The following is an 11,755-nucleotide window of genomic DNA, read 5'->3' as shown; positions in this document are numbered from 1 at the left end:
ACGCGGGAGGTGACGCGATGACGGGTTTGGCGGATTGGCTGCTCGCGCCGGCGAGCCAGGAGGGGCCGGCCTGGTTCGGCAAGCTGCCGGCGCTGGGCGACTTCGCGCACCGGCGCGGCAACGAGCGTTTCAACGGCCTGCTCGACGCCTGGCTGCAGCGGGCAATTCCGGCCAGCCGGGCGCAGCTGCACGAGGGGTGGACCCACGCGTACGTCGGCGCCCCGCTGTGGAGCTTCGCCCTGTTCCCGGGGGTGTGCGGCGAGGAGGCCTATGCCGGCGTGCTGATGTCCAGCGTCGACCGCGTCGGCCGCTACTTCCCGTTGACCGTCTACACCCAGGCGCCCTACACACGGGCCCTGCTGCGCGAGCTGCAGGGCGGCGGCAGCTGGTACCCCTATATCCAGCAGGCACTGCCCCAGGTGCTCAACACCCAGTTCACCCACGATCAGTTCGAGGCCCTGCTGGCCGGCGCCCCGCCTGCGCCGGGCAGTGTCGAAGGCCTCGACATGGCGGGCAGCATCGACTGGGCCGCCGCCTTCCAGCAGGGGCAGCCGCTGATGCTGCCCAGCATCGCGACCGCGGTCGACACGCTGGGGCTGGACCTCGCGACCCACTATCTGCGCGGCAACACCTTGTGGTGGGCACAACTGCCCGGCGGCGCCACCGTCGTGCGCGCCTTCAAGGGCATGCCGCCGCCGGAGGCCTACACGGCCCTGCTGACAGCCACGGGCTGACGCGGCCGCGCCACCCGATTCGGCTCAGCCCTCGGCGGTGCGCTCGTTGCGGGCCGTCTGGTACTCGCGCTTGCCGACCTCGGTGAGGCGCAGCTGCGCGCCCTCGCGCTGCAGCAGGCCGACCGAGAGGTAACGCTCCAGCTTGTCGGCGGGGATCAGGTCGGCGCGGCCCTGGTCGAGATAGTCCACGGCCTGGCTGTATTCGATGCGGTCGGCGGCACTGTTGAACATGAAATCGCACTCCCTTCGGTGGACACGAGGGCCCGGGCCGTGTCAAGGCCCGGGCCTGCAAGTCCAGCAGGCCGTGTGCCCACGGCGCCCCTGTCCCCCAGCGTCGACGCTTCAAGGCATCGAAAGCCCCCATGCCTTGCCTGAGGATCTCACGCAACTCATGATGTGCCATGCGACGAGATAGCAGACTGTCGAGCGTGCTTCACGTGCTCCTGCACATGGCGGAGATGGAGGGGCCGGTGACGTCGGACGCCCTCGCGGCGGTGATGCACACGAATCCTGTCGTGGTGCGGCGCCTCATGGCGGGCCTGCGGTATGCGGGCTTCGTGAGTTCAGCCAAGGGGCATGGCGGCGGATGGGTCCTGTCCTGCCCCTTGTCGGCGGTGACCTTGAGAGACATCCACGAAGCGCTCGGCGCCCCGGCCTTGCTGGCCGTCGGTCACCGCAGCGACAACCCGCATTGCCTGGTCGAGCAGGCCGTCAACGCGGCTCTCGATACCACCTACCGGGACGCCGAGGCCTTGCTGCTGGCCCGGCTGGGCGAGGTCACGCTGGCAGCGCTGTCCGAGGACTTCCATCGCCGCATGGTGGCAAGCGGCGCTTCATTGAAGGACATTTCACATGCACTATGACGCCCTGGTGGTCGGCGGCAGCTTCGCGGGTCTCTCCGCGGCCATGCCCGAGCAACGGGGATGTGCCATCGACGCGGGCCCGCTCGGCCCGGTGGTCCGGACCGATGCGGCCAAGATGACGACCGTGCCGGGCGTCTACGCGGCCGGCGACGTCGCCCAGAGGTGGTCCAACGCCACCCTCGCTTCGGCGGACGGGGTGCTTGCAGGAGCCGCGCTGCACCGGGCTTTGGTGTGGGCACCCTGATCGCTTGCACACCGGCGAAGATCCGGTTCTGATCACAACGAAACCGGACCTCCGACGCCGCTGCCCTCACCTAGCCGCAGGCGCCCACGTGTCCGCAGGCGGTGCAGAAGCTGCAGCCGTCCTTCTGGATCACCGCGCTGTTGCCGCACTCGGGGCAGCGCGCGCCGGCCATGGGCCGCGCCGCGGGGACGGCGGCGCCTTGCGGCGCTGCCAGGATGCCCATCTCCTGCAGCGGGAAACCCTGCTCGTCCAGCACGCCCAGCATCGCGTAGCGATGGATGATCAGGCGCGCGAGGTAGGCCACGGTGGAGGGCCAGGTCTGCTGGCGACGCTGGTGGGCCGGCAGCCCCGGCACGAAGGCCATGAAGTGCCCCAGCGGCTCGGCGTAGCTCAGCAACTTGCGCAGCTTCATCCCGATCCAGGCCGGGTCGATCACGCGCATGTCGAGCGACAGGACGTGCGCCAGGCCGTCCAGCGCGCGCGGATAGTTGCCGGAGAAACCAAGGGCGCACGGGCGGGTGCGGAGCGTCCCGTCGGCGCCAGGGAGCAGCACCTCCTTGAGTGTCAGGGTGAAGTCCTCGCCGGTGCTCGGGTTCTCGATGTCCACGGCCCAGGCCAGCGTCCCGGAGGGTCCGGTGTGCGGTTCGTCGAGGCTGAACATCGCGTCCAGCACTGGCGTCGGCGCCTTGCCGCCGTCGTGACTCCACAGGCCCAGTTGCTCGCAGCGCCAGCGCAGCACCGCAGCGGTGGCCGCCACCACGCCGGGGAAGGGGCGCATCTCGCCGTGCGGGGGAAACGGCATCTCGAAGGAGCGCTCTTCCTGCACCGTGGCCAGCGCGTCCAGCTTCAAGCGCACCCAGGCGGCGTCCTTGGCGCGCAGATCCATGGACAACGTCTTGGCCAGCGCCCCCAGGCCTCGCGGCTGCTCGGCACCGTTGACCCACACCTCGAAGGGCAGCGGGCGCGGGATCAGCTCGTCGGACGGTGCCTCGCCGACGAACAGCGCGAACTGGCCGTGGGGATGGCGCACCATGTAGCACCAGGCCGCATTGCCGGCCCGGAACTCCGGGCGGCCGGGCCAGCGCAGGGAGGCCAGCACCGGGCGCAGCGGCAGCCGCTCCAGCGCCAGCCGCTGGTCGGCATGCGCCGTCGCCATCGGGGCCGCCTGCACCGACGTCGCCGCCGGCTCCACGCTGAGGACCGAGCCCAGCACGCTGTTGGGGCGGTAGGTCGCCAGTCCCTTCAGTCCCGACTCCCAGGCACGCAGGTACAGGTCCTTGAACTCCGCATAGGGATAGTCCTCGGGCACGTTCACCGTCTTGGAAATCGCCGTGTCGATGCAAGGCGCCACCGCCGCCACCATCTCCTGGTGCGCCTGGGCACTCATCTGCAGCGCGGTGACGAAAGCCTCGGTCAAAGGGGCGTCCGGGCCTTTGAGGTGCCGGTACAGCCGCCAGGCGTGGTCCTCGACCGCGTACTCCTTGAGGGTACCGTCGGCCATGCGCTTCTTGCGCGCATAGGTCCACGAAAACGCCGGCTCGATGCCGTTGCTGGCATTGTCCGCAAAGGCCAGGCTGATGGTACCGGTGGGTGCGATGGCCAGCAGGTGCGAGTTGCGCAGGCCGTGCTGCCGGATGCGGTCCTTGAGGCGCTGCGGCAGGCGCGAGGCGAAGGTGCCGCGCTGCAGGTAGAGGTCGGCGTTGAACAGCGCAAAAGCGCCGCGCTCCCGGGCCAGCTCGATCGATGTCTCGTAGGCCGCGTCGCGCATCAGTTCGGCGATGCGGCGAGCCATCGTTCGCGCCGGCTCGCCGTCGTAGCGCAAGCCCAGCATCACCAGCGCATCCCCCAAGCCGGTGAAACCCAGACCGACGCGGCGCTTGTTGGCGGCCTCCTCACGCTGGCGCTCCAGCGGCCAGAAGGTCACGTCGAGCACGTTGTCCAGCATGCGGACCGCCGTGCGCACCAGTGCCGTGAAGCCGTCCTCGTCGAAGCGGCTGTCTGCCTCGAAGGGATCGAGCACGAACCGGGTCAGGTCGATCGAGCCCAGGCAGCAGCAGCCATAGGGCGGCAAGGGCTCCTCGGCGCAGGGGTTGGTCGCCGCGATGGTCTCGCAGTAGGACAGGTTGTTGTCGGCGTTGATGCGGTCGAGGAACAGCACCCCGGGTTCGGCATGGTCGTAGGTGGACCGCATGATCTGCTCCCACAGCGCGCGGGCCTTCAGCTTGCGGTAAACCCACAGGCCGTCGGCCCGCTGGTAGGCGCCGGCCGCCTTCTGCGCCTCGCCCGGCTGGGCCTTGTGCAGCAGTTCCATCTCGCCGTCGGCGACGACCGCCTGCATGAAGGCATCGGTGATGCCCACCGAGATGTTGAAGTTGCGCAGGTCGCCGCTGTCCTTGGCGTGCACGAACTCCTCCACATCGGGGTGGTCGCAGCGCAACACGCCCATCTGGGCGCCGCGGCGTGCGCCGGCCGATTCCACCGTCTCGCAGGAGCGGTCGAACACCCGCATGTACGAGACCGGGCCGGAGGCGCTGGACCGCGTGCTGCCCACCCAGGCGCCGCGCGGGCGGATGCGCGAGAAGTCGTAGCCGACCCCGCCGCCGCGGCGCATGGTTTCCGCGGCCTCGGTGAGGGCGGTGTAGATGCCGGGGTGGCCGTCGTCATCCTGCGCGATGGAATCGCCCACCGGCTGCACGAAACAGTTGATCAGCGTCGCCGTCAAGTCGGTGCCGGCAGCGGAGTTGATGCGCCCGGCCGGAATGAAACCCGCCTCTTGCGCCTGCGTGAACTCTGCCTCCCATCGTGCACGCTGATCCGGCGCTTCGGCCTGCGCGAGGGCGCGTGCCACGCGGCGGCGCACATCGGCGATGGATTTTTCGTCGTCCTTGGCGTACTTCTCCAGCAGGACCTCCTCGCCGATCGGTTGGGGGGGCAGCGGGGTGCGGGTCAAGGTGCTCGTCATCGGGCCTCCAGAAAACTTGAGCTGGGCAGGACGGTAGAGAGTTCCTGCGGCGGCGACCTTGACCGGGGTCAGCATCCACGCGCCTTGCGCACAACGACGGCCGCACGGTGAACCCCTTTGTGCTGGATCAAAGCGACCTGCCGCCGCGATGTTTTCAATGTGAAGGTTGAAGGCCAACAGGACACCTGCCCCCCATGCCCCGCGACCGCGATCACCTGCCGCTCGTCTACTCCTGCTCCGGCTGCTCCAGCGCGGCCCAGCTGGCCAACCACCTGGCCGTGCGCCTGGACCGCGGCGGCGCCGCCGAGATGTCCTGCATCGCCGGGGTGGGCGGCGGCGTGGCGCCGCTGGTGCGCAAGGCCCGCGAGGCCGTGGAGGCCGGCCGGCCCCTCATCGCGATCGACGGCTGCGTGCTCGCCTGTGCACGCAACTGCCTCGCCCAGCGCGGCCTGCAGCCCACGCTGCACGTGCAGCTGCAGGAGTCCGGCGTGCGCAAGGCTTACCACGCCGACTTCGACGCCGCGCAGGCCGACAGCCTCTATGCGGACCTGGAGCGTCAGGCCCGAGAGCTGTCGGCGACTGCCGGCGCCGCCCTCGACGCCAAGCCGTAGAAACAGCCCGGCGGTCTCACCGCCACAGCGGCCCGATCGCGTCCAGGGTGTTTTTCAGCACCAGGCCCAGCTCGGTGTCGCCCTCCATCACCAGGGCGCGCTCGAAAAACAGCCGATCGGCGTCGTCCTCGCCGCGCAGCAACCGCCAGTAGGCCGGCAGCGCCGCCGCGATAGACAAAGCCGGCGTCGCACCGGCCGGGGCCACGGCGAAGCCCCGCGGCCCGAGCTGAAGCCGCAGCGTGAGGCCGAGGTCCGTGACCGCCACCTGCACGCATCGGTCGGACAAGGCAGCCCGCGCCTCCGCCTCCAGGCGTGGCAGCAGCAGCCGGTTCAGCGCGGCGGCCAGGGCGAAGGCCGGCGGCTGCATCGGCAGGCGCTGCACCAAGGGCCGCCCGCGTTCGGCCAGCGCCGACAGCTGCCGCCACAGCGTGGCCATCGAGGTGAAAGAGGGATTCATGCAGCGCTCCAATCCATGCCCGGCCGCTGGTGCGCAAAGCCGTTGACCAACCCGCCGGGCAGGCTCAAGGCCTCGAGTGCGATCAGCGCTTCGCTGGCACTGCCGCCTTCGTTCATCACGCGGCTGAACCAGGCGATCACCTCGCCAAAACGCCGCGAGACGGGCGACAGCCGCAGCCGCGACACGCCGGCCTCGCGCAGCGCCTGCCCTTCGACGATCAGGCACTGCTGGGCCGCCGACTGCGTCTGCACGCCGTTGAGCGTCAGAAAGGGCTGGCCGTCGCCGGTGCTCAACAGCAGGCCGTCGGCATCGTCGCGGCAGCGAAAGCCGCACTGGTCCTTGCTGAGTCGGTGGTGGCGCGCCGTGAAGCAGCGCGCCGAGAAGGCCAGCGGCACGCGTCCGTAGGCCCACACCTCGGTCCCGATCGCTGCGTGGGGCGGCGCTGCGCACGACACCGGCCCGGCCGGCGGATTGATCTGCCCCACGGACTGCAAGGACAGCTCCACCGGCGCCACCCAGCGCAGCGCCCCCAGCTGTGCGTATTCCTCCAGCGCGGCGCGGCTGTAGACGTTGATGTGCGGACCGAGCACGAAACGCGCCCCGGCCTGCACCAGCACCTGAAGGGCCGAGGCGTCGCCTGCTTCCACGAGGAAATCGCCCTGCCAGGCAATCCGCCGCAGCGTGCGCAGGTCGGCCTCCGATTCGATCAGGGCCTGGGTTGCGAGGACCACGTCCTTGCCGGCCGCCGCCAGGTCGCGCGCCAGTGCCAACCAGTCGTCGGTTTTCATCTCGTGGCGGCGCGAGCACACCACCTCGCCGAGCACTACCGTGTCGGCGGCCGAATCGGCCACCTCGGCATAAAAGTGCAGCAGGGTTTCGCGAGGCCAGTAGCTCAGTACCGGCCCCACCGTGAGGGCAAATTCCTTGTCGGGCATCGTGTGGGCAGGAGCAAGCAGGAAAAGAAACGCGTTCAGCGCCAGGGTCGATCGTAGGCACCGAGGGTGTGCTGCTGGCCTTCGGCCAGGTGGCCCAGCGTGGCCGTCCAGCCGGGCTGCACCTTGAAGCGGTCCGGCGCCGCGGCGGCCGCGTCGATCGCCTGTCGCCACACCCGCGTCACCTGCTCGACATAGGCCGGGCTGCGCTGCCGGCCTTCGATCTTGATGGCGCGCACGCCCTGCCGCATCAGTTCGGGCAGCAGGGCCAGCGAGTTGAGGCTGGTGGGCTCTTCCAGCGCGTAGTCGCGCCGGCCGTTCACCTCGAAGCGGCCCTTGCACAAGGTCGGGTAGCCACGCGCTTCGTCGGGGGCGTAGCGATCGATGAGCAGCTTGTTGAGCCGCACGTCCACCCCGTCGGGCCGGTCCTGCCAGCGCACCGCCGACGGCGGCGAGCACACGCCGGCATTGTTCGGCGACTGCCCGGTGGCATACGAGGACAGCGCGCAGCGCCCCTCGACCATCACGCACAGGCTGCCGAAGCCGAACACCTCGATCTCCACGTCGGTGTGGCGCAGCACATGGCCCACCTGCGACAGCGTGAGCACCCGCGGCAGCACCGCGCGCTGGATGCCGTAGTGGTCGCGGTAGAAAGCGATCGCCTCGTAGCTGGTGGCCGAGGCCTGCACGGACAGGTGCAGGCGCAGCTGCGGATGCTGGCGGCGTGCGTAAGCCATCACCGCCAGGTCGGCCACGATCAAAGCGTCGGCCCCGAGCGCCACGGCGGCGTCGACGCTCCGGTACCAGGGGGCCGCATCGTCGGCGCGGGCGAAGGTGTTCAGTGCCATCAGCACCTTGCGGCCGCGTGCATGCGCGTAGGCCACGCCCTCGCTCAGCTGCGGGTCGGTGAAGTTGAGGCCGGCAAAGTTGCGTGCATTGGTGGCATTGCGCAAACCGAGGTACACCGCATCGGCGCCCGCGTCGACCGCGAGCTGCAGGGCACGCAGCGAGCCGGCGGGGCACACGAGCTCCGGCCTGGCCGGTGTGGGGAGGGGTGAAGACATGCGCAAGCACTGTATCGAGCCAGCGCCCACGCGAATTGCGCGGCGTCAACGGTTGTTGGTTTGCGCCGTGCCGAGCCTCAGCCCGGCCGGCCATCCGGCCGGGGCCTCCCGTACCAGCGGACATGGCGCAGCGACCACGCCGCCATGCAAGCGGCCCAGGCCAGCGCCGCCACCACCATCAGGCCGGTCGCCGAGGCCGGCCACAAGGCCGCGCCGACACGCGCCGCGGCGGCCAGCTGCAGCAGCCAGAACAGCCGCCACACCAGATCGTCGGCGACCAGCGCCCGTCCGCCATGAGCGCAGGACACGCGGGTGACCATGACCAGGAAGGTGCTGCCGAAAAACCCGATCGTGAGGGCGTGGGTGGGCGCCAGGCCGAGCGACCACCCCTCCCCGCCGGCGGCCACCAAGGCATGCGACAGCGCGTTCAGCGCAAAGGCCAGCCCCAGCCACACGAAACCGAGGTGCAGCATCGCGATCAGCCGCATGCCGAGGTTCTGCACCTGGCCCCAGCGCACCGCGAGCCGGAGCAATAACAAGGCGACAGGCACTTCGACGCCAAGCCGTGCCATCCGCGCCCACGCCGGCAGCGCCCCCCACAGCCCCTCGGCCATTGTCAGCGGCCCCTGAACCGCGACGGCGACGCAAAGCACCCACAGCAGCCACATCGGCCGCCACGCGTCGAGCCGCGGCATCGCGGCCGCGGTGAAAAACGGCACCATGCGGTGTATCGCCGTCACGAACACCAGCGCCGCACTGCTCCACAAGCCGCCGTGGACCGCCGCGCGCACCAGCAGGAGATCGCCTGCGGCGAGGCCGAGCGTCGCCAGCCCCTGCACCCCCAGCCCGGCCACACAGCCGACCGCCAGCAACTCGGCATGCCGGGTGTCCTGCGCCGCGCTGTCCCTCAGCATCCGGACGAAACGCGCGGTCATCATCGCGAAGCCCGCCGTTGCCAGCGCCGTGCCGAGCGCAGCCAGCTGGCCATCGAGGTGCACGCCGGCGAGAAAGACGACCCATCCCGCGAGGCAGCCAAGGACCGGCCTGAGCATCGTCCCGGCCTCGACCGGCGGCTGTCCCAGCCACTTCGGTCCGGCCGTGAACAGAAAGCCGGCGAAAAACAGCGGCAGGAAGCCGTAGCCCATCAGCAGCCCGTGCGCCGCGGCGGCCGGCACCGCCCAGGTCAGCCCCTGCCCCTGCGCCTGCAGCACGACCACGGCGGCCCACCAGACCGCCGACCCGGCCAGCACCACGGCCGCCGCAAAAAACGCCAGACGATGCGGCGCCGCCAGCAGCCAGCGAAAGCGCCAAGGCGCTGCCGAGGCCGGCAGCGCCTTGGCGCGCCCCGATGCTCCCTTCATCCGCCCACGGCCGGCGCCGGTGCCAGCAAGCCACCGCCCAGCAGCCGCTCCACCAGCTCGCGCACGCTGCGGATCTGATGGCCGAACGGCAGCGCGCCGCGCCCGCGGAAAAACAAGCCGCGCTGCACGTCGCCGCGCATCGCGGCCACCAGCTGCTGGTCGATGCAGAACTGGCCCCAGCCGACTTTGCCGTCGCGCAGGCCGCACTGCGCCAGGCAGTCGAACACCTTGGTGCAGCGGGGCTTCACATGCGCCACCGCCTGCAGGCGCGGCTCGGCCTTGAGATAGGCCTTGAGCCAGGGCGTCGGCACCGCGCGGGCCGGCAGGCCGGCCACGCTCACGAACTCCACCAGGTCCTCGTCCCTGGCTTCGGCCAGCACCCGTTTGAACTCCTCGGCCGCGTCGCATTCGGTGGTCACCGCGAACGGCGTGCCGAGCTGCACTGCCGACGCACCCAGCCCCTGCAGGCGCCGGATGTCGTCCTGCGAGCGGATGCCGCCGGCCGCGATGACCGGCACCTCACGCTCCACGCCTGCCGCACGCAGCACCTCCAGCGTCTGTGGCACGACCTGCCCGAAATCGAAACGCGGGTCGCTGACGTCTTCCACCCGCGCGGCGCCCAGGTGGCCGCCAGCGTGGCCCGGGTGCTCCAGAACGACGGCATCAGGCAGGCGTTTGCGCCGCTCCCATTTGCGCAGCACCAGCTGCACGCCGCGCGCATCCGAGAGGATGGGAATCAGCTTCACCTGGGGATGCTCGGCGGCCAGGTCGGGCAGGTCCAGCGGCAGGCCCGCGCCCACCACCACCGCGTCGATGCCGCATTCCATCGCGCGCTTCACGTAGGCCGCGTACTCGCTGACCGCACGCATCACGTTCACGGCGAGCAGACCCAGCCCCCCGCTCAGCTGCCGCGCCGAGGCCACTTCCCGTTCGAGCGCTTCCAGGTTGGCCGCGTCGATGGTCTTCTTGGCCGCCTCGTCGAAGCCGATGTTGCGGGTGCGCTCCATCAGGTCGGGGTGATGGCGGCGCAGCTCCACCGCCGACAGGGTGCCGATGCCGCCCAGTGCGGCGACGCTGCCGGCCAGCCGGTGAGCCGACACGCCGATGCCCATGCCCCCCTGGACGATGGGCAGCAACTCGCGCCCGCCGATGCGCAGGGGCTTCAGGCCGCTGGCTTGCAACAGCGGCCGCAGGGTGGAGGCGATGGCGTCGAGGCATGTCATGGAGAAGGCACCGTGCGAGGAGAACAGAAGAACGACAACGGTAAGGGCCCGGCGAGCGCCGTTCATTGCCTTGCGTCAATGAACGGCGCAAACCTCAACAACAGCCACCCCGCCCTCGATACGCCGCATCGATCTCGTTGAAGATGGCATCCTCCGGCCCCGCCTTGTACGGCCCCGTGCCGCTGTGCTCCGCCAGCGACGAGGGCAGGAAACAGCCGCGCTCCACGTCGAACACGTGCACCTCGCCGTCTTCGATGACGTAGTGCCAGCCGTGCAGGAACAGCCGGCCCGCCTCCACCCGCCTGCGCACCATCGGATAGCCCATCAGCCGCTCCAGCTGGAGCACCACGGCACGCTGTTCGGTGCGGCGCAGTGCTTCCTCGCTCACGCGCACCGGCAGCGTCGCTTCGCGCGCCAGGTCGAGCCAGGCCCTCAAGTTGGTCGCTTCCTCCGGCACCTCCTCGTACAGCGCCTTGATGGCACCACAGTGGCTGTGGCCGCACACCACGATGTGCTGCACATGCAGGTTGAGCACCGCGAACTCGATCGCCGCCGCGGTGCCGTGGAGTCCGTGCAGCCCCTCCACCGGCGGGACCAGCGCTCCGACGTTGCGCACGATGAACAGCTCGCCGGGGCCGGCCCCCGTCAGCAGGTAGGGCACCAGGCGCGAATCCGAGCAGCCGATGAACAGCGTGGTCGGATGCTGGCCCTGGCTCACCAGGTCCTGGAACTTGCGCCGGTGACGCGGAAAGTAGTCGGTGTGAAAGCGCCGCAGGCGCTCCAGCAGCGCGTCGTCCATGGCTTCGTCGCCCCGGCCTACTGCACCAGCGGGCTGTCGCTGGCCGCCAGGTCCACGCCCTCCACCTCGGTGTCTGCCGCCAGCACCTGCAGGTACTGGCGCAGCGCGCTCACGTAGGCCTGCTGGCGCAAGGCCAGGGTGACGACCTCGCGCACCGCCTCGAAAGGCCGGGCCTGGCCGGGCTCGCGCGCCAGCACCTCCACCACGTGCAAGCCAAAGCGGCTGTGCACCAGACGCGGCAGCACGCCCACCTCCGTGTGCCCGAACAGCTCGCGCGCGAACTCGTCGACGCAGTCCTCGCGCACCAGCCAGCCGAGCTCACCGCCCAAAGCACCGGTGGGGCAGTTGGACTGTCCGGCGGCCAGCTCCGGAAAACGCTGCGGCTCGGCCCTGAGGTCCAGCAGGGACTGCTCGGCCACCTTGCGCAGGGCGTTGAAGTCGACACCCGCCGTCACGGCAAAGAGGATGTGGCGTGCCCTCACGCGTTCGCCGGCGCTGTAGTGCG

General features: G+C 70.4%; 13 protein-coding genes. 4 read left to right on the top strand and 9 right to left on the bottom strand.

Translation table 11 applies throughout. The features are described 5' to 3' along the window. Positions 1 to 17: 17 nt before the first annotated feature. The gene (gene tagF / locus OOT46_RS23230; RefSeq protein WP_265406005.1) at positions 18 to 734 is read left to right on the top strand and encodes a type VI secretion system-associated protein TagF; all 717 of its coding nucleotides are present in this window, start codon (positions 18 to 20) and stop codon (positions 732 to 734) included. A 24-nt stretch (positions 735 to 758) separates the two neighbouring features. Here tagF and OOT46_RS23225 read toward each other — a convergent pair whose 3' ends face one another. Continuing rightward, on the bottom strand, positions 759 to 965 hold the full coding sequence (locus OOT46_RS23225; RefSeq protein ID WP_265406004.1) for a hypothetical protein: 207 nt from the start codon (positions 963 to 965) through the stop codon (positions 759 to 761). 170 nt (positions 966 to 1,135) lie between these two features. Here OOT46_RS23225 and OOT46_RS23220 point away from each other — a divergent pair, with 170 nt between their 5' ends. Both OOT46_RS23220 and OOT46_RS23215 read left to right on the top strand, forming a co-directional pair. After that, positions 1,136 to 1,597, top strand: a complete 462-nt coding sequence (locus OOT46_RS23220; protein WP_265406003.1) for an Rrf2 family transcriptional regulator — start codon at positions 1,136 to 1,138, stop codon at positions 1,595 to 1,597. Beyond that, positions 1,587 to 1,841 carry a hypothetical protein gene (locus OOT46_RS23215; RefSeq protein ID WP_265406002.1) on the top strand — a complete coding sequence of 85 codons (255 nt, stop codon included), beginning with the start codon at positions 1,587 to 1,589 and terminating at the stop codon, positions 1,839 to 1,841. Before OOT46_RS23220 ends, OOT46_RS23215 begins: the two co-directional genes overlap by 11 nt. A 70-nt stretch (positions 1,842 to 1,911) precedes the next feature. Here OOT46_RS23215 and OOT46_RS23210 read toward each other — a convergent pair whose 3' ends face one another. Beyond that, the gene (locus OOT46_RS23210; protein WP_265406001.1) at positions 1,912 to 4,803 is read right to left on the bottom strand and encodes an adenosylcobalamin-dependent ribonucleoside-diphosphate reductase; all 2,892 of its coding nucleotides are present in this window, start codon (positions 4,801 to 4,803) and stop codon (positions 1,912 to 1,914) included. Positions 4,804 to 4,997: 194 nt separating this feature from the next. Here OOT46_RS23210 and OOT46_RS23205 point away from each other — a divergent pair, with 194 nt between their 5' ends. Next, positions 4,998 to 5,414, top strand: coding sequence for a putative zinc-binding protein (locus tag OOT46_RS23205; RefSeq protein WP_265406000.1), 417 nt, complete (start codon positions 4,998 to 5,000; stop codon positions 5,412 to 5,414). A gap of 16 nt (positions 5,415 to 5,430) precedes the next feature. Here the strand turns inward: OOT46_RS23205 and ubiT are convergent, their stop codons facing one another. From ubiT to OOT46_RS23170, 7 genes are all read right to left on the bottom strand, one after another. Beyond that, a complete protein-coding gene (gene ubiT / locus OOT46_RS23200) occupies positions 5,431 to 5,871 on the bottom strand; it encodes a ubiquinone anaerobic biosynthesis accessory factor UbiT (protein WP_265405999.1) in 441 nt (146 codons plus the stop codon). Further along, positions 5,868 to 6,806, bottom strand: a complete 939-nt coding sequence (locus OOT46_RS23195; protein ID WP_265405998.1) for a U32 family peptidase — start codon at positions 6,804 to 6,806, stop codon at positions 5,868 to 5,870. The genes ubiT and OOT46_RS23195 overlap by 4 nt, the downstream gene beginning before the upstream one ends. Positions 6,807 to 6,841: 35 nt before the next feature. Beyond that, positions 6,842 to 7,867 (bottom strand): ubiquinone anaerobic biosynthesis protein UbiU, encoded by a 1,026-nt coding sequence (gene ubiU, locus OOT46_RS23190; RefSeq protein WP_265405997.1) that lies wholly within the window; start codon positions 7,865 to 7,867, stop codon positions 6,842 to 6,844. A gap of 77 nt (positions 7,868 to 7,944) precedes the next feature. Next, the gene (locus OOT46_RS23185; protein ID WP_265405996.1) at positions 7,945 to 9,228 is read right to left on the bottom strand and encodes an NnrS family protein; all 1,284 of its coding nucleotides are present in this window, start codon (positions 9,226 to 9,228) and stop codon (positions 7,945 to 7,947) included. Then, the gene (locus OOT46_RS23180; protein ID WP_265405995.1) at positions 9,225 to 10,451 is read right to left on the bottom strand and encodes an NAD(P)H-dependent flavin oxidoreductase; all 1,227 of its coding nucleotides are present in this window, start codon (positions 10,449 to 10,451) and stop codon (positions 9,225 to 9,227) included. Before OOT46_RS23180 ends, OOT46_RS23185 begins: the two co-directional genes overlap by 4 nt. Before the next feature lie 94 nt (positions 10,452 to 10,545). Continuing rightward, positions 10,546 to 11,250, bottom strand: a complete 705-nt coding sequence (locus OOT46_RS23175; protein ID WP_265405994.1) for a carbonic anhydrase — start codon at positions 11,248 to 11,250, stop codon at positions 10,546 to 10,548. Between the two features lie 17 nt (positions 11,251 to 11,267). Further along, a partial coding sequence (locus OOT46_RS23170) for a peptidylprolyl isomerase (protein WP_265405993.1) occupies positions 11,268 to 11,755 on the bottom strand: 488 nt, incomplete at its 5' end.

Source organism: Aquabacterium sp. A7-Y (assembly GCF_026153205.1).
Lineage (GTDB): Bacteria > Pseudomonadota > Gammaproteobacteria > Burkholderiales > Burkholderiaceae_C > Caldimonas.
Note: the sequence above shows the minus strand (reverse complement) of the source record. Positions and strands in the feature narration are given on the sequence as shown.

What these genes read in the sequence shown, in the direction of transcription:
- tagF (WP_265406005.1), top strand. Translation starts at nt 18, where the DNA reads ATGACGGGTTTGGCGGATTGGCTGCTCGCGCCGGCGAGCCAGGAGGGG.
- OOT46_RS23225 (WP_265406004.1), bottom strand. Translation starts at nt 965, where the DNA reads ATGTTCAACAGTGCCGCCGACCGCATCGAATACAGCCAGGCCGTGGAC.
- OOT46_RS23220 (WP_265406003.1), top strand. Translation starts at nt 1,136, where the DNA reads ATGCGACGAGATAGCAGACTGTCGAGCGTGCTTCACGTGCTCCTGCAC.
- OOT46_RS23215 (WP_265406002.1), top strand. Translation starts at nt 1,587, where the DNA reads ATGCACTATGACGCCCTGGTGGTCGGCGGCAGCTTCGCGGGTCTCTCC.
- OOT46_RS23210 (WP_265406001.1), bottom strand. Translation starts at nt 4,803, where the DNA reads ATGACGAGCACCTTGACCCGCACCCCGCTGCCCCCCCAACCGATCGGC.
- OOT46_RS23205 (WP_265406000.1), top strand. Translation starts at nt 4,998, where the DNA reads ATGCCCCGCGACCGCGATCACCTGCCGCTCGTCTACTCCTGCTCCGGC.
- ubiT (WP_265405999.1), bottom strand. Translation starts at nt 5,871, where the DNA reads ATGAATCCCTCTTTCACCTCGATGGCCACGCTGTGGCGGCAGCTGTCG.
- OOT46_RS23195 (WP_265405998.1), bottom strand. Translation starts at nt 6,806, where the DNA reads ATGCCCGACAAGGAATTTGCCCTCACGGTGGGGCCGGTACTGAGCTAC.
- ubiU (WP_265405997.1), bottom strand. Translation starts at nt 7,867, where the DNA reads ATGTCTTCACCCCTCCCCACACCGGCCAGGCCGGAGCTCGTGTGCCCC.
- OOT46_RS23185 (WP_265405996.1), bottom strand. Translation starts at nt 9,228, where the DNA reads ATGAAGGGAGCATCGGGGCGCGCCAAGGCGCTGCCGGCCTCGGCAGCG.
- OOT46_RS23180 (WP_265405995.1), bottom strand. Translation starts at nt 10,451, where the DNA reads ATGACATGCCTCGACGCCATCGCCTCCACCCTGCGGCCGCTGTTGCAA.
- OOT46_RS23175 (WP_265405994.1), bottom strand. Translation starts at nt 11,250, where the DNA reads ATGGACGACGCGCTGCTGGAGCGCCTGCGGCGCTTTCACACCGACTAC.